Source organism: Actinoplanes sp. NPDC023936 (genome assembly GCF_040639325.1).
In the GTDB taxonomy this organism is placed as follows: Bacteria; Actinomycetota; Actinomycetes; order Mycobacteriales; family Micromonosporaceae; genus Actinoplanes.
In genome coordinates, this window is sequence record NZ_JBEZZR010000037.1 from 60,967 (window position 1) to 87,091 (window position 26,125).

The following is a 26,125-nucleotide window of genomic DNA, read 5'->3' on the forward strand; positions in this document are numbered from 1 at the left end:
GCTTCCTGGCCTGTGTGTGGAGTTGGGGTGCGGAGCGCGCCGGAAGTCAACACGTAGACCGGCTTCCTGGCCTGTGTGTGGAGTTGGGGTGCGGAGCGCGCCGGACGTCAACACGCCGGAGGCTTGGTCAGAGGCGGATCAGGAACCATTCGACGCTGCCGTCGGCCTTCCGGTAGGGGGTCGCGTTGTCCGGCGGGACCGGGCCGGCGCCGTAACGGGCCAGGCGAACCGCGTCGGCGGAGCCGTCGGCGGACACCAGCAGGTACTGGACTCCGTGCGCGGAGGGGTCGCCCGCCGCGGCGGTGAAGTCGCGGTCCGGGGTGATGACGAACTGGTCCGGATCGTCGCTTGCCAGGACCACCGCGAAGGAGTAGGCGACATCGGTCAGGACCGCGCCGTCGGGGAGGTTCATGGCGTCCAGGTCGGCGGCCACTAGGGTGTTGACGCGGTGCAGGTCAGCGGTGTTGAAGCGACCGCTTCCGGTCACCCACTGGGCCTCCTCGCGGGACAGGTTGGAGTTGCCGAGGATGTTGACCATGGTGGGGAAGGCGGCCAGCAGCAGAACCAGGGTTCCCGCGGTGACGGCTGTCCGGCGGGTGTCGGCGATCAGGTGGGCGGCCAGCAGCACGACCAGCGGGACGACGGCGATGTGGAAGCGCAGCCAGCCGAACGACGTGCCGGAGAGGAAGGCCATCGCGTCGAAGGCGAGCACCGAGCCGAGGACCGTGACCGGGGCGAGGACGGCGAGGTCACGGCGGCGCCAGGCCGCCGCCAGGGCGGCGATCAGCAGGACGGCGGCGAACGGCGCGAGGCCGGTCATCTGGTGTCCCCAGTACGCGAGCCGGCCGCCCAGGTCGTCGCCGGTCACCGAGTTGATGTCCGCCGCCGCCGTCGTCACCTGCGCCGAGTTGCCGTACTCGGAGGAGAATGTGGCGAACCACTGCCCGACGATGATTTTGCTGGCCAGCGCCCAGAGCGCCACCGCCAGCAGCCCGGGCAGGCCGACGATGACGGCGTCCGTGCGGGCCAGAGCCCCGTTGCGGCCGGCCCGCCACCAGGTGATCGCTCCGACCAGGACGGTGACGGCGGCCACCGGGGCCAGGGCTTCGTACCGGGCACCGTAGGAGAGCGCCAGCGCCAGGCCGAGCGGGACCAGCGACTCGACCCGGCCCTCGGTCAGCCACCGGTGCAGGGAGCGGACCGCGAGCAGCAGGCAGAACAGGAAGCACGCTTCGCTCATCCCGTTGCCGGCGTAGAGGACGGTCATCGGGTGCAGGGCGAAGGCGGCGGTCAGGGTCAGCCGGACCGCGCGGGAGGCGACGACCCTTGCCAGCACATCGTGCATCAGGCCGACCGTCGCGGTCATCAGCGCGGCGGAGGCCAGCACCGCCAGCAGCGACTCCTCGGTGAGCGCCGGGAAGAGCATGGTGAACGGCAGGAAGGGGATCAGCAGCAGTGACGGCAGCGGATTCCAGACGAAGCCGATCGCGGCCAGGTGCGGGTCGCGGCTGAAGATCGTGTAGTAGGCGTTGGCGAGGCGGCTGACGGAGTCGCCGGGTATCACATGGTTACGCCAGAACCAGATCGCGACGGCCAGGTAGAGGACGCCGGTGATCAGCACGACCGCTCGATGTTCCGGAATCCTCCGGGTACGGGTGGGAGTCTCGATCGTGGCCAGGGCCGTCATTTCGCGGCCTCCTGCAGGTGCAGGCCGTGCGTGGTCTTCTCCCAATACGACGGCTTGACGACCAGCTGCCACGCCGCCTTGGCGCCGGCCAGGCTCATCATCGCCCAGTACACCGGGGAGAGCAGCGCCGTGCCGAGCAGGTCGGGCCGGTCCATCGTGCGTACCGACAGGACGTTCAGGTAGATCACGGTGGCGTTGCCGAAGATCAGGCAGAAGAGGCCGACGTAGTAGAACGGCGGGATGAAGATCTGCTCCATGATCGAAGGCTGGTCCAGGAACCAGAGCAGTGTGGTGGCCCAGAGCAGCGCGTTGAGCAGCGCCGCGAGCGGTGTGCCGCCGACGAAGAGGTTGAGGCAGAGCACTCCGCGCCAGCCGAGCTGGCGGATCGTGGCGCGCGGCGACCGCAGGTGCACCAGCCAGGTCATCAGGTAACCCTTGTACCAGCGGCTGCGCTGCTTGATCCAGTTGATGAAGTCGGAGTTCGCCTCCTCCAGGGTCACCGAGTGCAGCACCCCGACCCGGTAACCGGAGCGGGCCAGCCGGATGCCGAGGTCGGCGTCCTCGGTGACGTTGTACGGATCCCACGCCCCGAGCTCCCGCAGCTGGCGGGCGCGGAAGTGGTTGCTGGTGCCGCCGAGCGGAATCGGCATCCGCAGCGCCACGAGCCCGGGCAGCAGCGAGCGGAACCAGGTCGCGTACTCCAGGGCGAACCAGCGGGTGATCCGGTTCTGGTCGACGTTGAAGTAGCTGAGCTCGGCCTGCAGGCACACGTAGGACGAGCCGAGCCGGCGCAGCGCCACCACGGCCCGGCGCAGCTGGAGCGGGTCGGGGATGTCCTCGGCGTCGTAGATGGTGACGAACTCGCCGGTGGCCTGTTCCAGCCCCGCGTTGCACGCTTTCGGCTTGGTCTTCGGCTGTGACTCGGGCACCACCAGGATCCGGATGTGGTCGCCGCTGAGCGCCGCCTCGGCCGCCTCGATGGTCTCCCGGTCGTCCTCTTCGAGCAGCAGGATCACCTCGAGCTTGTCGCGCGGGTACTCCAGCGCGCCGAGGTGCGACATGAGCATCCCGATCACGCTGGGTTCCCGGTACGCGGGGACGAGCACCGTGTAGACCGGAAGATCCTCGTCGGGCACGGCACGGGCGTCCTCGTCGCTGACCCGTACCTGATGGTCGCCGCGACCGGCGGCGTAGACCAGGACGACCCGGAAGACGATCGCCGCGCCGTAGGCGAGCGTCACCACCGCGACGATGGTCTGCAGGACCAGCATCGGGCGGATCACCGCGACCACGCCGATGATCACGAGGGCGGCGATGAGGCCGGCGCGTTGCCGGCGGGTCAGCACGACGTGTGCGGAGTAGGTGCCGGTCACAGGGTGCCTCCGAGGACCGCCGCGACGGCGGTGAGGGTGAGCAGGGCGAACCGCGCGCGGGGAAGGTAGATCCGGAGCTGCGGGGACACGACGCCGCTCCATCGCGTCACGAAGATGCCGACGGTCGCCGCCAGCACGAGATCGATCACCGCCGGCGACTGCGCGACCCGGAACGCGTCCGCACCGAGGATCCGCCCGATGAGCAGCACGACGAGGACCGCCGCGACGGTCACCGCGATCACCGTGAGCGTGCCGGTGACGGTCCGCACCAGAGTGACCCGGCCGAATCCGGACAGGACGGCGGCGCTGATCGCCAGGCAGAGAATCGCGCCGATCATGGCGAGGCCGGGCAGTTGCTGGTCCGGCAGGACGAGGCCGTCGACGACGAGGCCGTCCGGGCCGCCCACCGGACCCGCGGGACGGCCGAGCAGCTCGACGACGGATCGCAGCGCGGCGTCGGCCGGGTCCCGGACCGCGGGGGAGGAGAGCGCGGCGACCGGCAGGAGCAGCAGGGCCCAGCGCAGCCGTGCGGCGGTCCGGGTTCCGAGCAGCAGGACCGCCGCGCCACCCAGGTAGAAGAGCGCCGCCACGCCGGTCGCGTCCACGAGGACGAGCAGGGCGGCGGCGGTCACCAGGCACGCGGTCGCGATCAGGCCGTCGGTCTGCCGGTCGTGCACGTCCGGTTCGTGGCCCGCGGGTCGGAGCAGCCCGGCGACCAGGGCAGCCGCCGCGACCAGCGGAATGATCAGCGGAACCGCCGCTCCCCGCTGCGTGACGCCGTCCCAGCCGGCCGCGAGCAGCGCCGGGAAGGCGGCCGCGGTCAGCAGGACGGTGAGCAGGAGCCGGACGTGGGCGGTGCGCCGGATCGTGTGCAGCAGTCCGGCCGGCGACGCGCCGTAGACCCAGGACGTCGTCACCACGTACCGGAGCAGGAACACCGCCACGATGGCGAGCAGGTTGGCGGCCAGATAGTGCAGCTCGCCGAGCCGCACGAGCAGATAGAGCAAACCCAGATGTACGGGTGTGAGCGTGTTGTTGAGCAGCAGGAACCGGCCGAACCGATGCTGTCGCGTGCGCTTGCCGGGCGGCATCACCAGGCTGTCGACGACCGCGAAGTTCCAGACGATGGCGACCTGCACGGCGAGGAAGGCGGCGAGCAGGTAGGGCAGCCCGGCCGCCTCGCCGAGCGCCCAGAGCGCGGCCGAGTTCACCGCGGCGCCGGCCGCGCCGGCGAGCGCGAAACCGAGCATCCGGCCGCTCGTCGACTGTGGGTGGCGCAGGGTGGACAGCCGCAGTCCGGCGAGGTGCCGTGCGTAGCGCAGCCCTTCGCGCAGGGAGGCCTTGCTGTCGCCGGCGGCGCGCGGCTGGAAGACGTACGGGATCTCGGTGATCCGCTCGATCCGGTTGCGGACCAGCACCTCCAGAAGGATCTTGTAGCCGTCCGGGCGCAGGTCGCCGGCGCGTATCGCGTCCCGGCGGATCGCGAAGAAGCCGCTCATCGGGTCGGTGACCGCGCGCAGGCGGCGCGGGAAGAGGATCGTGGCGGCCAGCCCGGTGGCGCGCGACGCGAACCGGCGGAACAGGCTGCCGAGCCCGTCGACCCGTCCCCGGTCCCGGTACCGGCTCGCCACCACGGCCTGTGCCGTTCGGTCCCGGCCGGCGGCGAGGAGGTCTGGCACGGCCTCCGGCGGGTGCTGCAGGTCGCCGTCCATCACCACGACCCAGGGCGCCCGGGCTTCGGTGAACCCGGCGGCCACCGCTCCGCCGAGGCCGCCGTCGCGTGCGCCGGCCGGCCGGTGCACCAGGCGCACGTCGTCACCGGGCAGGGCGGAGATGACGGCGGGGGTGTCGTCGTCGCTGTCGTCGACGAACACGATCTCGCCGGATGTCTCGCCCAGCGCTGACCGGAGCCGGTCGACCAGCGGGCCCACGTTCTCCGCCTCGTTGCGGGTCGGTACCACCACGCTCACCAGGGGTGGTGCTTTCAGGCGCACAGGTGCGAAGTCCACCATTGACTCTCCTCATCGGACACTCTGCGAAACCGAGCCAGAGATCACTTCTGAGGCTAGACGCGGATCATTTCCGGGCAGGGGTGCGAAATGAGAAAAGGCAATGACGTCCATGATTCCCTGAGGTTTCGTGACCGTCCTCAGTGGAAATTGATCTTCGCTTATTCGTCCCGGGAGGCGGGGTCCGCCTCGAGGATGAAGAACGAGCCGCCCGCGGGGTTGGGCTCATGGTGGACGTCCCCGTGGTTGGCGCGGGCCAGGCTGCGGACGATGTAGAGGCCCAGGCCGGTTCCGCGGATGGTGCCGGCGTCGCGATCGGCGCGGGCGAGGCGGTCGAAGAGGCGCGGGCAGAAGTCCTCGGGGACGCCGGGACCGTTGTCCTCCACCCGCACGTAGACGCGGCGGGCGTCGGAGGAGATGTGGATCCGGGTGGCGCCGCCGGCGTACTTGGCGGCGTTGGAGAGCAGGTTGACCAGGATCTGCTGCAGGTGGCCGGGGTGGAACAGGATCTCCGCGTCGTCGCCTGCCACGGGAACGTCCGGAGCGTCGAGCACCTGCTCCAGCTCGTGGCGCAACGACAGCTTCTGCCGGACCGCGTGGATGTTGCCGGTGTCGATGCTGACCATGGCGATCATCTCGCGGACGATGTCGTCGAGGCGCTGCGCGTGCCGGCCGATGATGGCGACCGACCGGCCGTGCGGGGTGTCCGGTGGCAGTTCGTCGGCGAGCAGGTCGCTGTATCCGAGGATCGCCGACAACGGGTTGCTGATCTCGTGCCCGAGCATGCCGATGATGTCGAGTTTGAGGGCGTTGGCGGTCTCCAGCTCGGCGTTGCGCTCGGCCAGGGCGGCGGCTGCCTGGTCGCGGGCGCGTTCGGCGGCGCGGCGCGCGGACGTGTCGGTGCAGACCAGGATCAGGTGCTTCGGGCCGCCGTCGGCGCCGCGGACCAGCGAGACCGTGGACTCGATGTCGACCAGCCGGCCGTCGGCGTGGCGGATCTGCATCTCCTGGGTGTAGGAGTCGAACTCGCCGGCGAAGAGGGCGGCGATCTGCTGGTGTGCGGCCCGCCTGTCCTCCGGCGTCATCACCTCCTCCTCGACGATCCGCCCGACCAGGTCCTCCGGGCGGCGCCCGAGCATCTGGGCGAACGCCTTGTTGACAGCGATCAGGGTCCCGTCGAGGGCGCGGATCGCCTGGCCGGCGGCGGAGTGCGTGAACTGGGCCCGGAACCGCTGTTCGTTGAGCGCGAGGGCCTGCTCGGCGGCGCGGGCCGCGGTGATGTCGGTGTTGATCTCCAGGACCTGGGGCGGCCCGTCGGACTGGTGGACGACCTGGCGGCTGAGCACCGTGACGGTGCGGCCGGTGGCGGTGAGGTGCTGCAGCTGCCCCTCCCAGCGGCCGTCGGCGGCGAGCGCCGCGGACTGCTCGGCGAACGAGCCGCCGCCGACGAACGTGGCACCGAGCAGCCGGTGGGTGGGCTTGCCGCGGGCGGCGTCGAGCGACCAGCCGTACAGCTTGCTGGCGCCGGAGTTCCACCACTCGATGGTGCCGTCCATGTCCCGCACGATGATCGCGGCGGGGATCGTCTCCAGCAGTTTCGCCTGCCGATGCAGGCGGGCATCGGCGGTGCGCTGCGCGGTGACGTCCTCGGCCTGCACCACGACGTAGGACGCCGCGCCACCGGACTCGCGGACCACCGCGATCCGGACGTCCACCCAGATGGTGTGCCCGTCCTTGTGCCGGTATCGCTCCTCGGCCCGGATCGTGTCGATGCCCTCGTCGATCATCCGGCGCAGGGCGGTCTCGGTGGCCGGCCCGTCGTCCGGGTGCTGCAGGTCCCGGAAGCTCATCCGGGTCAGCTCTTCGGCGGTGTACCCGGTGATCGCGGTCATCGCGGGGTTGACCTGGAGGTATCGGCCGAACAGGTCGGGGTCGAGGCTGGACAGGGCAAGCCCGAGCGGCGAGTTCTCGAAGGTGAGCCGGAACCGGGTCTCGCTCGCTTCGAGCGCCTTCAAGGCCCGGACCCGCCGGGCGTAGTCGTCGGCGTGCTTGAGCGCCGACGCCAGTCCGGTGGCGAGCAGCTCCAGCTGGTGCATGTCGTCGTCGTCGAACGCGTCCCGCTTCGTGCTCGTCACCTTGAGCACGCCGATCACGTGCTCGCTGTAGTAGAGCGGTGCGACGCAGAGGGACCGCGCGTTGAGCCGCCGGTTGGCGTCCCGGTCCGCCCGCGGATCGACCCGGGTGTCCCCGGAGCGGGCCGCCGTTCGCTCGAGGACGGCCAGGCCGCTGAGCGAGCCGTTGAGGGGCAGGCGGTACCCGGCGTATTCGATCATGGTGCCGGCGCCGGACTTGTAGACGAGCTCGTTGCCCTCGATCAGCTCGACCGCGGCGCCGTCGGCGGCCGGGAAGACGGTCACGGCCTGCTCGGCGACGACCCGCAAGGCCAGCTTCCGGTCGTGGGTGGCGAGCGTGACGGTCCGCTGCGCCTCGATCGTGGAGAGCAGCGCATCGGTTCGCCGGGCCGCCCGCTCGGCTGCCGCCCGCTGCTCCGAGGTGTCCCGCAGGAACGCGTAGAAGTGCCGCTGCCCCTGCACCCAGGACGGCCAGATGGTCAGCTCGATCTCGACCCGGGACCCGTCGCGGTGCAGCGCCGGCAGGCTCACCGGGCGACCGATCACCGACGGCCGGCCGGTGGACATGTAGCGAGCCATCCCGGCGGTGTGCGCGTCGCGCAGTTCGGCGGGGATCAGCGTCTCGGTGAGCGGCTTGCCGACGACCTCGTCGGCCTGCCAGCCGAGCAGGCGGGTGGCGGCCGGGTTCCAGACCGTGATCAGTCCGGCCTCGTCGATCGAGACGAGTCCGGTCGGGCCGGTGGCGATGACTTGGCGGAGCCGTTCCAGTTCGGCTCGCTCGTCCGCGCTTGTCGCGTTCTGGGCCACATCTCGCCTAGTCGGCAGTGGCGGGCCGAACCTGAGCGGGCCGGCTGCGCTGACCAGCCGGCCGGCTGCGCCGTCCGGCGGGCCGGCTGCCCCGTCCGGCGGGCCCGCTCCGCTAGCCGGCGGGCCGGAAGACTCCCTCCAGCACGAGGTCGACCGATCGGTCGGCGGCGGCCCGGGCGGCTGTCACGTCGGCGGTCGTCTCGGCGACCGCCTGGACCATCGCGAAGAGCAGTGCCAGATCCTCGGGGACCAGGTCGGGACGGACGTGCCCGGACTCGCGAGCCCGGCGCAGCGGCACGGTGAACGCGGCGACAACCCGTCGCAGGTACCGCTCCTGCATCGCTGGGTCGAGCCGGCGGGCCAGGCTGACCAGGCCGCGCAGGGTGATCAGGGACTGCAGGGTCTCGCGGAGCAGCCGCCGGAACTCGGTGTGCGCCGCGTGCGTCTCGAGCCGCTCCAGCTGGTGTCCGATGACGCCGGCGAGCAGGGCGTGCCGGTCCGCGAAGTGGCGGTAGAGCGTGGCCTGGCCGACGCCGGCCCGGCGGGCGATCTCGGGCATCAGGGCGAAGCCCTCGCTGTGGGTCAGCACCTCGCTCGCGGCCTCGAGAATGGCCACCCGGTTGCGCTGTGCGTCACGGCGACGCGTGGCCGGGGCTCCGTACAGCAACCTGCACCCCCTTTGCTACCGACGAGTCACGTTACTAGCCGGTAACGAGAATGTCACCATCTTCGAATTCTCGGAACCGGCTCCTACGCTGCCGCCGCCCTGCCTCTCCCTTCGAGGAGCGCTCATGGACGGGTCCTACCTGGACCTCCCGCTGCGCCGATCCGGGCGGAGCCGTGATCGGTGTTTCCGGCCTCCTCGCGGGGGGAACACCACCGCGTCGGTGACGGGCCGGACCCACCCGGGGTCCCGGTTCGACGGTCGCTCCGGCGGTGGGTCTTCGGGTACGGACGGGCCGGGCGGCAACGGCGGCCCTGCTCACCCGGTAACCTGGGAACTTCGCATATCCAACAGCGAAGGAGTTGATTTCCGCCGTGGGCGGATACGGTTGGCAAGTTGTCCTCGTCGTAGTGCTTGTCCTGCTCAACGCGGCTTTTTCCGGCAGCGAGATGGCTCTCATCTCACTGCGTGAGGGCCAGCTGCAGCGGCTGGAGAAGCAGTCACGCACCGGGAGGACGCTCGCCAAACTGGCGCGGGATCCGAACCGGTTCCTGGCCACCATTCAGATCGGCATCACGCTGGCCGGCTTCCTCGCCTCAGCGGCCGCCGCGGTCTCCCTGGCGCAGCCGCTGATCAAGCCGCTGGGCTTCCTCGGGTCCGCCGCCGAGTCGGTCGCGATCGTGCTCGTCACGATCGTCCTGACGTTCTTCACCCTGGTCATCGGCGAGCTGGCGCCGAAACGGATCGCCATGCAGCGCGCCGAGGGCTGGGCCATGCTGGTCGCCCGGCCGCTCGACCTCGTCGCGACGCTGAGCCGGCCGGTGATCTGGCTGCTCGGCAAGACCACCGACCTCGTGGTGCGCCTGGCCGGCGTCGACCCGAACGCCGGCCGTGAGGAGGTCAGCACCGAGGAGATCCGGGACATGGTCGCCCAGCAGCAGGACTTCACGGCCGAGCAGCGCACCATCATCAGCGGCGCGTTCGAGATCGCCGACCGGATCCTGCGGGAGATCCTGGTCCCGCGCCGGGACGTGCTGATCCTGCCGGCCGACACGCCCGCTGCGGAGGCGCTCGACCGGCTGGTCGCCGGCGGCCACTCGCGGGCGCCGGTCACCGGCCCGATGGGTCTCGACGACGTGCTCGGCGTGGTCCACCTGCGCGACCTGATCGGCGCCGACGGGCCGGTCCGCGACTACATGTTCAACCCGCTGTTCCTGCCGGAGACGCTCAAGGTGTCCGACGCGATGCGCCAGCTGCGTACCCAGCACCAGCAGTTCGCCATGGTGGTGGACGAGCGCGGCGCGATCGACGGCATCGTGACGATGGAGGACCTGGTCGAGGAGGTCGTCGGCGAGATCTACGACGAGACCGACCGGGACGTGCAGTCGGTGATCCGGGAGGACGACGGGACGATGCTGCTGCCCGGCACGTTCCCGATCCACGACCTGCCGGACATCGGCGTGGACATCGAGGAGCTCGACGCCGGGGACTACACCACCGTCGCCGGCCTGGTCCTGGCGCGGCTGGGTCACATCCCCACCGACCCGGGCGAGACGGTCACCATCGACGGCCATGTCGCCGAGGTCGTGGAGATCACCGGGCGGGCCATCACCCGGTTGCGGCTGCGCCCGCTGGCGGAGAAGCCGGCGGAGGAGGACGCGCACGTCTGACCGGTGGCCGAGGTCATAATCCTCCCGGTCGCGGGCCCTCACCACGCGCCTTACGCTCCGCTTCATGATCATCTCGCTGGCGCTGCTCGGCGCGGTGCTCGCTTTCGCCGTGGCGCGGCCCCGGGGACTTCCCGAGGCCGCCGCCGCGGTTCCCGCGGCAGCGCTGGCCGTTCTTCTCGGCCTGGTCACTCCGGCGGCGGCTCTCGATGAGGTACGGGAACTCGCACCGACCGTGGCATTCCTGGCAGCCGTGCTGGTCCTGGCGTTCACGGCGGAGAAGCACGGCGTGTTCAGCTACGCCGGGGCGATCGTGGCCCGCTCCGGCAAGGGCAGGCCGCGCCGCCTGCTCACCGCGGTCTTCGGGGCCGCCGCGCTGACCACCGCCGTGCTCAGCCTGGACGCCACCGTCGTGCTGCTCACCCCGGTCGTCTTCGCGGTGGCGGCCCGGGCCGGAGTCCGGCCCCGGCCGCACGCCTACGCCTGCAACCACCTGGCGAACTCGGCGTCCCTGCTGCTGCCGGTCTCCAACCTGACGAACCTGCTGGCGTTCGCCGCCAGCGGGCTGACGTTCGCCGGCTTCGCGGCGCTGATGGCCGCACCCTGGATCGCGGTGATCGCGGTCGAATACCTGATCTTCCAGTTCTTCTTCGCCCGGGACCTGTCGGAGCCCGCCGCGAAGGAGCCGTCGCCTCCCGGGCCGGCCCCGCGGTACGCCCTCGCCGTCCTGGCCGTCACGCTGATCGGTTTCGCCGCGCTGCAGCCGCTCGGGGTGTCGCCGGCCTGGGTGGCGTCCGGCGGCGCGGCGCTGCTGGCCGGGCCGCTGCTGCGCCGGCGCACGATCACGCCGGGTGCCCTGCTGGCCGAGGCCAACCCGGCGTTCTGCGCGTTCGTGCTGGCCCTGGGCGTGGTGGTGCTGGCGGTCCGGGACAACGGGCTCGGCGAATGGGTGGATCGTCTGGTGCCGCAGCACGACGACATGCTGGGGCTGCTCGGGGCGGCGGCGCTCGCGGCCGTGCTGGCGAATCTGCTGAACAACCTGCCGGCCACGCTGGTGCTGCTGCCGGCCGCCTCGTCGTCGCCGGGGCTGCTGCTCGCGGTGCTGATCGGCGTGAACGTGGGACCGAACCTGACGTATGCGGGGTCGCTGGCGACCCTGCTGTGGCGCCGGATCCTGGATGCCCGGGACGCGGCGCCGCGTCCCGCGGAGTTCGTGACGCTGGGGGCGGTGACGGTGCCTTTGGGGCTGGTCGCGGGGGTGACGGCACTGTGGGCGGGCCTGCACCTCTCCGGCGTGTGAGCAGCCGCGGCGCCCGCCGAGTGTGTGGAGTTGGGGCGCGATCCGAACCCTGATTCCACACGCAGCTCGGGAACCACCTGCGCGTGTGGAATTCGGGTGCGCTCCGCACCTCAACTCAACACGCACCGGCGGTGTGAGCGCGGGGCGTCAACAGGGTGTGAATAACGGGCGGGTGGGCGTCTGCGTGGCGTGAACGAGTCTGTTCGCGCGCCGGTGGGGCGGGATTTGCTCTCGGGGTAAGCAAAAACCCCTTCCCTCAGGAGTCACCCCGTGGCTGATCTCGGGTTCGTCGTTCTCACGGTGGTGCTGTTCGCCGCACTGACCGTGCTGATCCGGGCGGCCGAACGCTGATGAGCGCCGTCAATCTGGCCGGCCTGGTGCTGGCCGTCGTGCTGGCCGCCTTCCTGGTTGCCGCCCTGCTCTTCCCGGAGAAGTTCTGATGGCCGGCTGGATATTCGTGCTGTCGCTGGTCGCGGCGGTCGTCGTGGTGTACCGGCCGTTCGGTGACCACATGTACCGGGTGGTCAGCGGCACGCGGCACAACGCCGTGGAGCGGACCGTCTACAGGGTCGTCGGCGTCGACCCTCAAGCCGGGCAGACCTGGGGTGTCTACGCCCGCTCGGTGCTGGCGTTCTCGCTCGTCTCGCTGCTCTTCCTCTATCTCTTCCTGCGGGTGCAGGACCGGCTGTGGCTCTCCCTCGGCCGGCCGGCCGTCACCGACCACATCGCCTGGAACACCGCTGTCAGTTTCGTGACGAACACGAACTGGCAGGCGTACTCCGGCGAGTCCACGATGGGTCATCTGGTGCAGATGGCCGGTCTGGCCGTGCAGAACTTCGTCTCGGCGGCGGTCGGCATCGCGGTGGCGGTGGCGCTGATCCGCGGGTTCGCCGCGCGGAAGAAGACCACGCTCGGCAACTTCTGGGTCGACCTGACCCGGATCACGCTGCGGATCCTGCTGCCGGTCTGCGTGCTCGCCACGATCGTCCTCATGGTCGGCGGCGTGGTGCAGAACCTCTCCGGCGGCGCCGACGTGACCACGCTGACCGGCGCCACCCAGCACATCACCGGCGGGCCGGTCGCCTCTCAGGAGGCGATCAAGGAGCTGGGCACCAACGGCGGCGGCTTCTACAACGCCAACTCGGCTCACCCGTTCGAGAACCCGACGACCTGGACGAACTGGTTGCAGATCTTCCTGATCCTGCTGATCCCGTTCAGCCTGCCCCGGGTGTTCGGCCGGATGGTCGGCCAGAACCGGCAGGGCTACGCGATCGCCGCCGTGATGGCCGTCCTAGCGCTCGGCAGCATCGCGCTGACCGTGGCGTTCGAGGTGCACGGCGCCGGAACGGTTCCGCAGGCGGTGGGCGCGGCCATGGAAGGCAAGGAGACCCGGTACGGGGTGACGAACTCGGCTGTCTTCGCGGCGGCCACGACCCTCACCTCGACCGGCGCTGTCAACTCGTTCCACGACTCGTACACGGCGCTCGGCGGCATGATGCCGATGGTCAACATGATGCTCGGCGAGGTCGCGCCCGGCGGTGTCGGCTCCGGCCTCTACGGCATGCTGATCCTCGCCGTGATCACGGTGTTCGTCGCCGGTCTGATGGTCGGCCGCACGCCGGAGTACCTCGGCAAGAAGATCGGCGCCCGGGAGATGAAGCTGGCGTCGCTCTACTTCCTGGTGACGCCGATCGTGGTGCTCGCCGGGACCGCCGCGGCGTTCGCCACCGGCAGCAACGCGACGGCGCTGAACAGCGGACCGCACGGCCTCTCCGAGGTTCTGTACGCGTTCACCAGCGCCGCCAACAACAACGGCTCGGCCTTCGCCGGCATCACGGTGAACACCGGGTGGTGGGACACCGCGCTCGGCCTGGCCATGCTCCTCGGCCGGTTCCTGCCGCTGATCCTGGTCCTGGCGCTGGCCGGATCCCTGGCGAAGCAGCGGCCGGCGCCCGAGTCCGAGGGCACGCTCCCCACCCACCAGCCGCTCTTCGTCGGCATGGTCGCCGGCGTGACGGTCGTGCTCGTCGCGCTCACCTTCCTTCCCGCTCTCGCTCTCGGACCCCTCGCGGAGGGCCTGTCATGACCGCCGTACTGGAGAAACCCGCCGTCGACGCCACCGAGACATCGGTGCGAGCCGGCCTGATCGACCCGAAGCAGTTCCGCAGGTCGCTGCCGGACGCCCTGCGCAAGCTCGACCCGCGCACCCTGTGGCGCAACCCGGTGATGTTCCTGGTCGAGGCCGGCGCGGTCTTCACGACCGTGCTGTCGATCGCCGACCCCAGCCTGCTGGCCTGGCTGATCACGGTCTGGCTGTGGCTCACCGTGCTGTTCGCGAACCTGGCCGAGGCGGTCGCCGAGGGCCGGGGCAAGGCGCAGGCGGCCGCGCTGCGCGCCGCCAAGCAGGACACCGTCGCGTACCTGTCCGACGGCCGGCCCGTCGCGGCCACCGAGCTCCAGCAGGGCGACGTGGTGGTGGTCGAAGCCGGTCAGATCATCCCCGGCGACGGTGACGTGATCGAGGGCATCGCCAGCGTCGACGAGTCGGCGATCACCGGCGAGTCCGCGCCGGTGATCCGGGAGTCCGGCGGCGACCGGTCGGCCGTCACCGGTGGCACCAAGGTGCTCAGCGACCGGATCGTCGTGCGGATCACCCAGCGGCCCGGCGAGAGCTTCGTGGACCGGATGATCGCCCTGGTCGAGGGCGCGAACCGGCAGAAGACGCCGAACGAGATCGCGCTGAACATCCTGCTCGCGGCGCTGACGATCATCTTCCTGCTCGGGGTGGTGACGCTGCAGCCGCTGGCGATCTACTCGAAGGCGTACCAGGCGGCGGCGCCGGACACCTCGGCGATCGACGCGCACGGCGTCACCGGGATCGTGCTCGTCTCGCTGCTCGTCTGTCTGATCCCGACCACGATCGGCGCGCTGCTGTCGGCGATCGGCATCGCCGGTATGGACCGTCTGGTGCAGCGCAACGTGCTGGCCATGAGCGGACGGGCCGTGGAGGCGGCGGGTGACGTGAGCACGCTGCTGCTCGACAAGACCGGCACGATCACTCTCGGGAATCGGCAAGCCGCTGAGTTCGTACCCGTCAATGGGGTTGATCCGGAAGATCTCGCCGACGCGGCGCAACTGTCCAGCCTTGCTGATGAGACGCCGGAAGGGCGCTCGGTGGTGGTGCTGGCGAAGGAGCTCTTCGGCATCCGGGAGCGGGAGCCGGGGCTGATGGCGGGCGCGACGTTCGTGCCGTTCACCGCGCAGACCCGGATGAGCGGGGTGGATATCGGGGGGCGGCAGATCCGCAAGGGCGCCGCCGCTGCGGTGATCAAGTGGACCGGAGCGAGCAGCGCCGAGGTCGACGCGATCGTCGACCGGATCAGTGATGAGGGCGGTACCCCGCTCGTGGTGGCCGAGAACGATCGCATCCTCGGGGTGATCCACCTCAAGGACGTGGTGAAGTCCGGGATGCGGGCGCGCTTCGACGAGATGCGCCGGATGGGCATCCGCACCGTGATGATCACGGGGGACAACCCGCGCACGGCGGCCGCGATCGCCGCCGAGGCCGGCGTCGACGACTTCCTCGCCGAGGCGACGCCGGAGGACAAGCTCGCGCTGATCAAGAAGGAGCAGCGGGGCGGGCGCCTGGTCGCGATGACCGGTGACGGCACCAACGACGCGCCGGCCCTCGCCCAGGCGGACGTCGGCGTCGCGATGAACACCGGCACGTCGGCCGCGAAGGAGGCCGGCAACATGGTCGACCTCGACTCCGACCCGACCAAGCTGATCGAGATCGTGGAGATCGGCAAGCAGTTGCTGATCACGCGGGGCGCGCTGACCACGTTCTCGATCGCCAACGACATCGCGAAGTACTTCGCGATCATCCCGGCGATGTTCGCGGCGGTCCATCCCGGCCTGGACACGCTCAACGTCATGCGGCTGCACTCGCCGGGCTCGGCGATCCTCTCCGCTGTCGTCTTCAACGCCATCGTGATCGTCTTCCTGATCCCGCTCGCGCTGCGGGGGGTGCGGTACCGGCCGTCGTCGGCGAGCGCGCTGCTCCGCCGGAACCTGCTCGTCTACGGCCTCGGCGGCGTGCTCGCGCCGTTCCTCGGCATCAAGCTCATCGACCTGTTCGTCCAGTTCATCCCGGGGATCTGATCCGTTATGAGAATGCCGTCGTGGCTGAGCCAGCACCTCGCGGCCCTGCGGGCGCTGCTCGTCTTCACCGTCCTGCTGGGACTCGCGTACCCACTGATCTTCGTGGGTGTGGGCAAGATACCCGGCATATCTGACAGATCCGGGGACATGACGCTGATCGGTCAGTCGTTCGCTGACGCTGACGGCAACCCGGTGGTCAGGTATTTCCAGAGCCGCCCGTCCGCCGGTGGCTACGATCCCACCGCCACCGGGGCCAGCAACCTGGGCCCGGAGGATGTGGTCGACACCCCGGACCGGCAGAGTCTGCTCACCCAGGTGTGCTCGCGCAGCCTCGCCATCGGCACGCTGGAAGGCGTCGACGGGAGCCGTCCCTACTGCACCGCTGACGGAGTCGGCGCGGTGCTGGCGGTCTTCCACCGGGACGGCTTCACCGGGCCGATCACCCGGGTCGTCTCGGTCAACCAGACCGGCACTCCCTTTGTCGCGACATACCGGGGCGTCGCCGTCGAGCCGGCGCGGGCCGGCGAGGACTACCGGGCTCTCGGCGGGGTGATCACCCCGGTTCGCGGGGACGCTCCGGCGGAACCGGCCGTCCCGGCGGACGCGGTCACCGCGAGCGGCAGCGGGATCGACCCGCACATCAGCCCGGAGTACGCGGAGTTGCAGGCGCCTCGGGTGGCACGCGAACGGGGCATCAGCCTCGACCGCGTCCGGAAACTGATCGCGGAGAACACGGACGGACGAGCGCTGGGCTTTCTCGGTCAGCCGGTCGTGAACGTACTCAAGCTGAATCTGGCTTTGGACGGCCGGTAACCATGCCCGCCCGCGGTGAGTTGCGGATCTATCTGGGCGCCGCCCCCGGTGTGGGGAAGACCTACACGATGCTGGAGGAGGCGCACCGGCGGGCCGAGCGCGGCACCGACGTGGTGATCGCCCTGGTCGAGACGCACGGACGCAGGCACACCGCCGCGATGACCGCGGGCCTGGAGGTGGTGCCGCGCCGGGAGGTGACCTATCGCGGCGCCGCCTTCGGCGAGATGGACCTGGACGCGGTGCTGGCCCGCCGGCCGGACGTGGCGGTGGTGGACGAGCTCGCGCACACCAACGTGCCGGGCTCGCGCCACGCCAAGCGCTGGCAGGACGTCCAGGAGCTGCTGGCGGCCGGGATCAGCGTGCTGACCACTGTCAACGTCCAGCACCTGGAGTCGCTGAACGACGTGGTCGCCCGGATCACCGGCGTCCCGCAGCGGGAGACCGTGCCGGACGCCGTGGTCCGCGCGGCCGAGCAGGTCGAGCTCGTCGACATGACTCCCGAGGCGCTGCGGCGGCGGATGGCGCACGGCAACGTCTACCGGCCGGAGAAGGTCGACGCGGCGCTCGGCAACTACTTCCGTACCGGAAATCTCACCGCCCTGCGCGAGCTGGCCCTGCTCTGGCTCGCCGACAAGGTGGAGCAGCAGCTCGGCCAGTACCGCGCCGACCACGACATCGACTCCACCTGGGAGACCCGGGAACGGGTGGTGGTCGCGCTCACCGGCGGGCCGGAGGGGGACACGCTGATCCGCCGGGCGGCCCGGATCGCCGCGCGCGGCAGGGGCGCCGACCTGCTCGCCGTGCACGTGGCCCGCAGCGACGGACTGGCCGGCGCCAGCCCCGCCGAGCTGGCCCGGCAGCGGGTGCTCGCGGAGAGCCTCGGCGGCACCTACCACCAGGTCGTCGGCGCGGACGTGCCGCGGGCGCTGCTCGACTTCGCCCGCGGGGTGAACGCCACCCAGATCGTGCTCGGCGCGTCCAGCCGGGGCCGGTTCGCGCAGCTCTTCGCGGCCGGCGTGGGCGTCACCACGATCGCCCGGTCCGGCTCCATCGACGTGCACCTGGTCACCCACGAGCTCGCCGGTCGCGGTCGCCGGCACGGGCCGCTGCCGCCCGCGCTCTCCCGGAAGCGGCGGATCACCGGGTTCCTCGTCGCGCTGCTCGGCCTGCCGCTGCTCACCGGCGTGCTGGAGGCCGGTCCGCCGCTGCCGCTGATCGACGACATCCTGCTGTTCCTGGTCGCGGTCGTCGGGGTGGCGCTGATCGGCGGGCTCTGGCCGGCCCTGCTCGCGGCGGTCGGCGGGTCGCTGTTGCTGAACTGGTTCTTCACCGCGCCGGTCGGCCGGTTCACCATCGCCGAGGGGCAGAACCTCCTGGCCCTGGCGATCTTCGTGCTGGTGGCGGTGGCGGTCAGCTGGGTGGTGGACACCGCGGCCCGGACCACCCGGCAGGCCGCGCGGGCGTCCGCCGAGGCGCAGACCCTGGCGACCGTGGCGGGCAGCGTGCTGCGCGGCGAGCGGCCGCTGACGGCGCTGCTCGACCGGCTGCGGGAGACGTTCGCCCTGGACTCGGTGACGCTGGTGGAGAAGGGTCCCGGCGGGACCGGCACCGTCGTCGCGTCGGTGGGTGAGCCGGTGTGCGCGTCGCCCGGCGCCGCCGACGGGGAGGTCACCGCCGACGGCGACCTGACGATCCTGCTACGCGGCCGGGTTCTGGAAGCGTCCGACCGGCGGATCGTGGAGGCGTTCGCCGCGCAGGCCGCCGTCGCGCTGCGTCAGGAGCGGCTGACCGCCGAGGCAGCCACCGCGAGACCTCTGGCCGAGGCGGATCGGTTGCGCACCGCGTTGCTCGCGGCGGTGAGTCATGACTTGCGTACGCCGCTCGCGTCAGCGAAGGCAGCGGTGGCGTCGTTGCGCAGTTCCGACGTGGAGTTCGACGACGAGGACCGGGCCGAGCTGATCGCCACCGCCGACGAGTCGCTCGACCGGCTGGACCGGCTCGTGGCGAACCTGCTGGACATGAGCCGGCTGCAGGCGGGCGCTCTCGGAGTCGTTCCGATCGAGGTGGGCGCGGAAGAGGTCGTACCCCGGGCACTTGATGATTGTGGCCCGGAGGGCCGGACCGTGGCCGTGCGTGTCCCGGAGGACCTGCCGCTGTTGCGGGCCGACCCCGGTCTGCTGGAGCGGGTGCTGGTGAACCTGGTCGCGAACGCGCTGCGCCACAGCCCGCCGGACGCGCCGCCGATGATCACCGGCAGCGCCCACGGGGACACGGTGGAGCTGCGGGTGATCGATCACGGTCCGGGGATTCCGGCTGATCGGTGGGACGACGTGTTCCTGCCGTTCCAGCGGCTCGGCGACCGGGACAACCACACCGGCGTGGGTCTCGGGCTGGCGCTGTCCCGGGGCCTGACCGAGGCGATGGGCGGCACGCTGACGCCGGGGGAGACGCCCGGTGGCGGGCTGACCATGGTGCTCGCCCTCCCGGTGGCCCGGCTGTGCTGATCGTTACCGGACCAGTCGTCGCCGGAACCGAGTGTTGATCATGAAACGGCGTAAGTTCGATACGTGGCGGGCGGGGAGTTCTGGGAGTGGATAGGTCGCGGCGTGTGGCAGGCGCCGTCACCGGCGCTGTCCCGCCGCCGCCGGGCCGCCGGATTCCTCGTCGTCCTGCTCGGGCTGCCGTCGCTCACCGCGATCCTGCTGGCGGTGCCGCACCAGCAGCTCGTCACCGCGATCCTGCTGTTCCTGGTCGTGGTCGTCGGGGTGGCGCTGATCGGCGGGCTCTGGCCGGCCCTGCTCGCGGCGGTCGGCGGGTCGCTGCTGCTGAACTGGTTCTTCATCCCGCCGTACGGGCGGTTCCTGATCGCGCAGGAGCAGAACCTCCTGGCCCTGGCGATCTTCGTGCTGGTGGCGGTGGCGGTCAGCTGGGTGGTCGACGTCGCAGCCCGGACCACCCGGCAGGCCGCGCGGGCCTCGGCGGAGGCGCGGACCCTGGCGACCGTGGCCGGCAGCGTGCTGCGCGGCGAGCGGCCGCTGACGGCGCTGCTGAGCCAGCTCCGCGAGACGTTCGTGCTGGAGTCGGTGGCGCTGCGCGAGGGTGCGGAGACGGTCGCCGAGGTGGGCCGGCCGGGGCTGCTCCCGGAGCTCGCCGACGACACCGTGAGAGCCGACGGTGACCTCGTGATCCTGTTGCGCGGGCGGGTTCTGGAGGCGTCCGACCGGCGGATCGTGGAGGCGTTCGCCGCGCAGGCCGCCGTCGCGCTGCGTCAGGAGCGGCTGGCCGCCGAGGCGGCCACCGCCAAGCCGCTCGCCGAGGCCAACAAGCTGCGGACCGCGTTGCTCGCGGCGGTGAGCCACGATTTGCGGACGCCGCTCGCGTCCGCGAAGGCCGCGGTGGCGTCGCTGCGCAGTTCCGAGGTGGAGTTCGACGACGAGGACCGGGCCGAGCTGCTCGCCACCGCCGACGAGTCGCTCGACCGGCTCGGCCGGCTCGTGGCGAACCTGCTGGACATGAGCCGGCTGCAGGCGGGCGCTCTCGGCGTGGTCCCGATCGAGGTGGGCGCGGAAGACGTCGTACCCCCGGCGCTTGATGATCTTGGGGTTGCCGGGCGGGCGGTGACCGTGCGTGTCCCGGACGACCTGCCGCCGCTCCGCGCCGACCCCGGCCTGCTGGAACGGGTGCTGGTGAACCTGGTCGCGAACGCGCTGCGCCACAGCCCGCCGGACACGCCGCCGATGATCACCGGTAGCGCGCGCGGCGACACGGTGGAGCTGCGGGTGATCGACCACGGGCCCGGCATACCCGCCGATCGGTGGGACGACGTGTTCCTGCCGTTCCAGCGGCTCGGCGACCGGGACAACCACACCGGGGTGGGTCTCGGCCTCGCGCTGTCCCGGGGCCTCACCGAGGCGATGGGCGGCACCCTCACTCCCGACGAGACACCCGGAGGCGGCCTCACCATGATCATTTCGCTGCCGGCGGTCGCGTCGTGACCCGGATCCTGGTGGTCGACGACGAGCCACAGATCGTCCGGGCGCTCCGGATCAATCTCAAGGCCCGGGGGTACGAGGTGGACACCGCCCGGGACGGCGCCTCCGCCCTGCACCTGGCCGCCCACCACCACCCCGACCTGGTCGTGCTCGACCTCGGCCTGCCGGACATGGAGGGCACCGAGGTGATCGGCGGCCTGCGCGGCTGGACCACGGTGCCGATCATCGTGCTCTCCGGACGGGCCGACAGCACCGACAAGGTGGCAGCGCTCGACGCCGGCGCGGACGACTACGTGACCAAGCCGTTCGGTGTCGACGAACTGCTCGCCCGGATCCGGGCGGTGACCCGCCGGGCGCAGCCGGTCGACGCCTCGCCGACAGTGCGGATCGGCTCGTACGTGGTGGACCTGTCCGAGCGCTCGGTCACCCCGGACGTGCGGCTCACCCCGACCGAATGGCAACTGCTGGAACACCTGGTCCGGCACCCCGGCAAGCTGATCACCCAGCGGGACCTGCTGCACGAGGTGTGGGGTCCGCAGTACCAGACCGAGACGAACTACCTGCGGCAGTACATGGCCCGGCTGCGCCGCAAGCTGGAGACCGACCCGGCCCGGCCGCAGCACCTGATCACCGAACCCGGCATGGGCTACCGCTTCCGGCCGTAGGCTGCCCTGGTGCGGTTGTTCGGTTCCCGTCAGGAGGCCCCCGAGACCGGCCGGATCACCGCGCAGCTGCAGGCCGCGTCCGGCGGGCTCACCCCGGGACGGACCACGGACGCCGACACGGAGATGGTCGGCAAGGTGTACCGGACCCGGCAGGCGATCTAATCGTCGGCACGATGGACTTCTTCACCACCGAGTACATCGATCTCTCCCCGTCCCGGGCCGCGGCGCTGCGCAACGTGCAGCAGCTCGTCTCCCAGCGCCTCGACGTGCTGCGCACCGTCGAACGGTCCGCGGCCAACGCCCGCGCCCTGCTGGACACCGTCGAACGGCTGCGCAACGCGAGCGGCGACGCCACCTCGGTCGCCGAACAGGCGGTCGACCGCGCCTCCGCGATGACCGCCGAGGTCGCCGCGCTCGGTCAGGCGTCCGCCGCGATCGGCGACGTCATCAAGATCATCGAGTCGATCGCCGAGCAGACCAACCTGCTCGCCCTCAACGCCACCATCGAAGCCGCCCGGGCCGGCGAGAGCGGCAAGGGCTTCGCCGTCGTCGCCGGGGAGGTGAAGGAACTCGCCCGGGAGACCGCCGAGGCCACCCAGAAGGTCGCCGAACAGATCGCCGGGATCCAGGCCAGCGCCGAGACCGTGGCGGCCGGCATCCACACCACCAGCGAGACGATCGGAAGGATGGACAGCGTGCAGGCCCGGATGAACGAGGTCCTCGCCGAGCAGGCCGAGATGGCGCGGGCCCTTCAGGGTTGAGTCATCGGGTCCCTTTCGGTCGAACACGCGTTTCAACCCCCACAGGATCCCAGCGATGGGCCAGGATGTGTCGTACGGCACACCGAGGGGAGCAGACATGAGCGGCGTTCGATTGCTGGTGGGCACCCGTAAGGGCGCTTTCGTCCTCACATCCGACGGTAAGCGGGAGAACTGGGAGGTGAGCGGGCCGCACTTCCCGGGGTGGGAGATCTACCACGTGAACGGCTCGCCGGCCGACCCGGACCGGCTGTGGGCGTCGGCGTCCGGGGGCTGGTTCGGCCAGGTCATCCATCGATCCGACGACGGTGGGGTGAGCTGGCAGCAGGTCGACCACGACTTCACCTACCAGCCACCGGTCGGCGACCACCTCTGGTACGACGGGACACCGCGCCCGTGGGAATTCAAACGGATCTGGCATCTCGAGCCGTCCCGCACCGATCCCGACGTCGTCTACGCCGGCGCCGAGGACGCCGCGCTCTACAAGTCCACCGATGGCGGGCAGAAATGGGTGGAGCTGGCCGGTCTGCGTACCCATGTCTCAGCGCCGCAATGGCAGCCCGGCGCCGGCGGACTCTGCCTGCACACCATCATCCTCGACCCGGTGAACACGGACCGGATCTTCGTGGCCATCTCGGCGGCCGGCGCGTTCCGCAGCGACGACGGCGGCGTCAGCTGGCAGCCGATCAACCGGGGCCTGGTCTCCGACGGCATCGCCGACCCGGACGCCGAGGTCGGCCACTGCGTGCACCGGCTCGCCATGCACCCGTCCCGGCCGGAAACGCTCTTCATGCAGAAACACTGGGACGTGCTGCGCACCGACGACGCCGGCGGCAACTGGCGCGAGGTCAGCGGCAACCTGCCCACCGACTTCGGCTTCCCGATCGCGGTGCACGCCCACGAGCCCGAGACGATCTACGTAGTGCCGATCACCAGCGACTCGTTGCACTACGTCATGGACGGCAGACTCCGGGTCTACCGCAGCCGGACCGGCGGCGACGAGTGGGAACCGCTCACCGCCGGGCTGCCGCAGGAGAACTGCTACGTCAACGTGCTGCGCGACGCGATGGCGGTCGACACGCTCGACGAGTGCGGCGTCTACTTCGGGACCAGCGGCGGTCAGGTGTACGGGTCGTCGGACAGCGGGGACAGCTGGCGGACGCTCGTCCGTGACCTGCCGCCGGTGCTCTCCGTCGAGGTGCAGGTGCTGCCGTGATCAGGGTGATCCTGCCGCCGCACCTGCGGGCCCTCGCCAATGTCGGCCGGGAGGTGCGGGTCGAGGTCCCCGGGGTGGTCACTCAGCGGACGGTGCTCGACGCGGTGGAGCGGGAGTACCCGATGCTGCTCGGCACCATGCGGGATCGGCAGAACGGGCAGCGGCGGGCGCTGGTGCGGTTCTTCGCGTGTGAGGAGGACCTGTCGAACGAGTCGCCGGACGCCGAGTTGCCGGATCGGGTGGTGAAGGGGGAGGAGCCGTTCATGGTGGTGGGGGCGATGGCCGGGGGGTGAGTTTCCGGGCTCCGGCGGCCGGGGTCGCCGGGGGTTCCGGCGGCCGGGGTTGGGCCGGCCGCCGGAGGGAGCGGGTCAACTGGTGACGCCGGCGACTGTGGTGGTCGTTACGGTGTCGGTGCCGCCGGTTGTGTCGGTGCCGGTGGTTCCGGTGTCAGTGGTTCCAGCGTCAGTGGTTCCGGCGTCAGTGGTGCCAGCGCCGGTGTCCGTGCCGGTGGTTCCGGTGTCGGTGCCCGCGGTTCCGGTGTCCGTGCCGGTGGTTGCGGTGTCGGTGCCCGTCGTTCCGGCTCCGGTGTCGGTGCCGGTCGCGGTGGTATCAGTGCCGGTCGCGCCGGTGTCGGTGCCGGTGGTGTCGGTGCCGGTCGTGCCGGTGTCGGTGCCCGCGGTTCCGGTGTCCGTGCCGGTGGTCCCGGCGTCGGTGCCGGTCGCGCCCGTGTCAGTGCCGGTCGCGCCGGTGTCGGCGCCCGTGGTGTCGGTGCCGGTCGTGCCGGTCGCGGTGGTGTCAGTGCCGGTGGTGCCGGTGTCGGTTCCGGTGGTTCCCGTGTCGGTGCCGGTCGCGGTGTCGGTGCCCGTCGCTCCGGTGTCCGTGGCGCCGGTTCCGGTGTCGGTGCCCGTCGTTCCGGCTCCGGTGTCGGTACCGGTCGCACCAGTGTCAGTGCCGGTTGTGCCGGTGCCGGTGTCGGTTGTGCCGGTGCCAGTGTCTGCGCCGGTCGCGCCCGCGCCCGTGTCAGTGCCGGTTGTGCCGGTGCCGGTTGCGTCGGTGCCGCCGGTGGTCCCTGCGCCTGTGGTGCCAGTGCCGGTGTCAGTTCCAGCGCCTGCTGTTCCGGTGCCGCCGCCTGTGTCGGTGCCGGTTGTTCCGGTCCCGGTGGTCCCCGCGCCTGTGGTGCCAGTGCCGGTGTCAGTTCCACCGCCTGCTGTTCCGGTGCCGCCGCCTGCGTCGGTGCCTGCTGTTCCGGTGCCGCCGCCACTTGCGCCCGTGTCGCCGCCACTTGCGCCCGTGTCCGTGCCGCCGGTCGCTCCGCCGCCGCTAGCGTCCGTGCCGCCGGTCGCTCCGCCGCCGCTGGTGTCGGCGCCGCCGGTCTGGCCGCCGGTGTTCGAGCCGGACGAGGTGCCGGCACCGGCGTTGTCACCGGAAGGCGTGCCCTGGTCATGGGGCTTGTCCGGCACGCCACTCTCGTACTCGATGTAGAGCACGTACAGCCGGTGTGCCCCGGCGAAATGCTTCTCGCAATCGCCGTCCTTGTTGTCCCATATGCCGAGGCGGGAGCCGATCCGGCTGAGGGCGTCGCACGCCAGCTTGGTGTTCTGGTACCCGGCGACGCTGTCGAGCTTCTCCGGTTGTGGAATCCCGGGGGACGCCTGTGCGGCGCTCATCCCGATCGTCGCGCCGGCCAGCACTCCGAGGCCAGTCATGGTCAGGCACCGTTTTGCCTTGCTCATGTCGTACCTTTCTATCCGATTTGCCGTGTCCCGGATAGCTGAGCATGGTTTGGGGGAGTGGTTCTCGCGTTCGACCGGGGCTGGCCCATCGGGGGCAAGGTGGGAGTCGGCTTACGATCGGAATATGGTGAGGCGTACGGGTGAGGCAACCCGCGAGGAGATCCGCACGGCGGCGACCCACCTGTTCCGGGAGCGCGGTTTCGCCCGGACCTCGGTGCGTGACATCGCGGCACTCGCGAGCAGCAATCCGGCCCTGGTGATCCGGCACTTCGGGACCAAGGAGCTGCTGTTCCTGGAGACCATGCACCTCACGATCGACGACGAGCCGCTGCTGGACGTGCCGATGGAGCAGTTCGGGGAGCGTTTCATCGAGGTGCTGCTCGCCGACGACGACATTCGCGGGGTCTATCTGGCCCTGGTCCGGGGCAGCAACGAGCCGCAGATCAGAACCCGGTTGCAGGACATTCACGAGAAGATGTTCGTTGGCCCGGTGCGGGCCCGGCTCGCCGGTCCGGACGCGGACATCCGGGCGCGCCTGGCCGCCGCCGTGGTGGGCGGCCTGCTCTACGTGCTCTGGGTGGTCGGCGACGAGGCGCTTGTCGCCGCCGACCCCCGCGAGCTGGTGGTGCGCTACGGCGCGCTGCTCCAGCAGGCACTGACCGACGGCACCGGACAGCGCTGACCCCCGGCGGCCTCAGTGGTTCGTGGTTCGTGGATGCCGGCTGCCGCTCAGCGCTCCCAAACGGACGCCTAACAGCACTGACACTGCTGGTTGATCAAGGAAGTCGTCCACCGGCTTCCACTAGTAGCTAGCACGAGCTACGGCTGGGCGACGCCAGCCGTAGGCCAGAGCGGCTACCCGGGCTTGATCACATGCCTGAGCTACGGCCGGGCGACGCCAGCCGTAGGCCGGAGCGGCTACCCGGGCTTGATCACATGCCTGAGCTACGGCCGGGACGGCGCGTTCCAAGATCGGCGAGGCGGGAGGGTGGCTGGTGCGAGATGCCAGCCGCAGGACGCCAGCGCGGGGTCAGCACTGTCAGCCATCCGGGCGAGACGAGCTTGCTCCCAGCGCTGTCGGCGCACGCCTCACCAGCGCTGGCAGCCAGCTGGTCCAGCTGGGCGCCGGCGCTGCCGGCACAGCACTG

Annotated in this window: 18 protein-coding genes and 2 pseudogenes; 14 read left to right on the top strand and 6 right to left on the bottom strand. The window is 71.0% G+C overall.

What is annotated here, in order from left to right; all coding sequences use genetic code 11:
• Nucleotides 1–127: 127 nt before the first annotated feature.
• From AB0F72_RS33755 to AB0F72_RS33775, 5 genes are all read right to left on the bottom strand, one after another.
• Entirely contained in the window at nucleotides 128–1,687 is a 1,560-nt protein-coding gene (locus AB0F72_RS33755) for a hypothetical protein (protein WP_360440116.1), read from the bottom strand.
• Nucleotides 1,684–3,060, bottom strand: a complete 1,377-nt coding sequence (locus AB0F72_RS33760) for a glycosyltransferase (protein WP_360440119.1) — start codon at nucleotides 3,058–3,060, stop codon at nucleotides 1,684–1,686. Before AB0F72_RS33760 ends, AB0F72_RS33755 begins: the two co-directional genes overlap by 4 nt.
• Complete coding sequence (locus AB0F72_RS33765) at nucleotides 3,057–5,030, bottom strand: glycosyltransferase (RefSeq protein WP_360440122.1); 1,974 nt, start codon at nucleotides 5,028–5,030, stop codon at nucleotides 3,057–3,059. The genes AB0F72_RS33760 and AB0F72_RS33765 overlap by 4 nt, the downstream gene beginning before the upstream one ends.
• Nucleotides 5,031–5,230: 200 nt before the next feature.
• Entirely contained in the window at nucleotides 5,231–8,008 is a 2,778-nt protein-coding gene (locus tag AB0F72_RS33770) for a PAS domain S-box protein (RefSeq protein WP_360440125.1), read from the bottom strand.
• Between the two features lie 112 nt (nucleotides 8,009–8,120).
• The gene (locus tag AB0F72_RS33775; protein ID WP_360440128.1) at nucleotides 8,121–8,624 is read right to left on the bottom strand and encodes a helix-turn-helix domain-containing protein; all 504 of its coding nucleotides are present in this window, start codon (nucleotides 8,622–8,624) and stop codon (nucleotides 8,121–8,123) included.
• Nucleotides 8,625–9,046: 422 nt separating this feature from the next.
• On the opposite strand from AB0F72_RS33775, the gene AB0F72_RS33780 reads away from it, so the two are divergent.
• From AB0F72_RS33780 to AB0F72_RS33840, 13 genes and pseudogenes are all read left to right on the top strand, one after another.
• Nucleotides 9,047–10,342, top strand: coding sequence for a hemolysin family protein (locus AB0F72_RS33780; RefSeq protein WP_360440131.1), 1,296 nt, complete (start codon nucleotides 9,047–9,049; stop codon nucleotides 10,340–10,342).
• Nucleotides 10,343–10,406: 64 nt separating this feature from the next.
• Nucleotides 10,407–11,639, top strand: a complete 1,233-nt coding sequence (locus AB0F72_RS33785; protein WP_360440134.1) for an SLC13 family permease — start codon at nucleotides 10,407–10,409, stop codon at nucleotides 11,637–11,639.
• A 350-nt stretch (nucleotides 11,640–11,989) separates the two neighbouring features.
• The gene (kdpF, locus tag AB0F72_RS33790) at nucleotides 11,990–12,079 is read left to right on the top strand and encodes a K(+)-transporting ATPase subunit F (protein WP_360440137.1); all 90 of its coding nucleotides are present in this window, start codon (nucleotides 11,990–11,992) and stop codon (nucleotides 12,077–12,079) included.
• Entirely contained in the window at nucleotides 12,079–13,725 is a 1,647-nt protein-coding gene (kdpA, locus tag AB0F72_RS33795) for a potassium-transporting ATPase subunit KdpA (RefSeq protein ID WP_360440140.1), read from the top strand. The genes kdpF and kdpA overlap by 1 nt, the downstream gene beginning before the upstream one ends.
• Nucleotides 13,722–15,800, top strand: coding sequence for a potassium-transporting ATPase subunit KdpB (kdpB, locus tag AB0F72_RS33800; protein WP_360440143.1), 2,079 nt, complete (start codon nucleotides 13,722–13,724; stop codon nucleotides 15,798–15,800). Before kdpA ends, kdpB begins: the two co-directional genes overlap by 4 nt.
• Nucleotides 15,801–15,806: 6 nt before the next feature.
• On the top strand, nucleotides 15,807–16,613 hold the full coding sequence (locus AB0F72_RS33805) for a potassium-transporting ATPase subunit C (protein WP_360440146.1): 807 nt from the start codon (nucleotides 15,807–15,809) through the stop codon (nucleotides 16,611–16,613).
• Between the two features lie 2 nt (nucleotides 16,614–16,615).
• Nucleotides 16,616–19,117, top strand: coding sequence for a sensor histidine kinase KdpD (locus AB0F72_RS33810; RefSeq protein WP_360440149.1), 2,502 nt, complete (start codon nucleotides 16,616–16,618; stop codon nucleotides 19,115–19,117).
• Between the two features lie 114 nt (nucleotides 19,118–19,231).
• A pseudogene (locus AB0F72_RS33815) lies at nucleotides 19,232–20,608 on the top strand (DUF4118 domain-containing protein); the annotation flags it as partial.
• Nucleotides 20,605–21,270, top strand: coding sequence for a response regulator (locus tag AB0F72_RS33820; protein WP_360440152.1), 666 nt, complete (start codon nucleotides 20,605–20,607; stop codon nucleotides 21,268–21,270). The pseudogene AB0F72_RS33815 and the gene AB0F72_RS33820, both read left to right, overlap by 4 nt.
• A 9-nt stretch (nucleotides 21,271–21,279) precedes the next feature.
• Entirely contained in the window at nucleotides 21,280–21,432 is a 153-nt protein-coding gene (locus AB0F72_RS33825; RefSeq protein ID WP_360440189.1) for a hypothetical protein, read from the top strand.
• Nucleotides 21,420–22,031 (top strand): annotated as a pseudogene (locus tag AB0F72_RS33830) (methyl-accepting chemotaxis protein); the annotation flags it as partial. The gene AB0F72_RS33825 and the pseudogene AB0F72_RS33830, both read left to right, overlap by 13 nt.
• Nucleotides 22,032–22,128: 97 nt before the next feature.
• A complete protein-coding gene (locus AB0F72_RS33835) occupies nucleotides 22,129–23,244 on the top strand; it encodes an exo-alpha-sialidase (RefSeq protein WP_360440156.1) in 1,116 nt (371 codons plus the stop codon).
• The gene (locus tag AB0F72_RS33840; RefSeq protein ID WP_360440159.1) at nucleotides 23,241–23,537 is read left to right on the top strand and encodes a MoaD/ThiS family protein; all 297 of its coding nucleotides are present in this window, start codon (nucleotides 23,241–23,243) and stop codon (nucleotides 23,535–23,537) included. Before AB0F72_RS33835 ends, AB0F72_RS33840 begins: the two co-directional genes overlap by 4 nt.
• A gap of 75 nt (nucleotides 23,538–23,612) precedes the next feature.
• Here AB0F72_RS33840 and AB0F72_RS33845 read toward each other — a convergent pair whose 3' ends face one another.
• Nucleotides 23,613–24,935 carry a hypothetical protein gene (locus tag AB0F72_RS33845; RefSeq protein WP_360440162.1) on the bottom strand — a complete coding sequence of 441 codons (1,323 nt, stop codon included), beginning with the start codon at nucleotides 24,933–24,935 and terminating at the stop codon, nucleotides 23,613–23,615.
• A gap of 166 nt (nucleotides 24,936–25,101) precedes the next feature.
• Here AB0F72_RS33845 and AB0F72_RS33850 point away from each other — a divergent pair, with 166 nt between their 5' ends.
• A complete protein-coding gene (locus tag AB0F72_RS33850) occupies nucleotides 25,102–25,659 on the top strand; it encodes a TetR family transcriptional regulator (protein WP_360440165.1) in 558 nt (185 codons plus the stop codon).
• Nucleotides 25,660–26,125 lie beyond the last annotated feature (466 nt).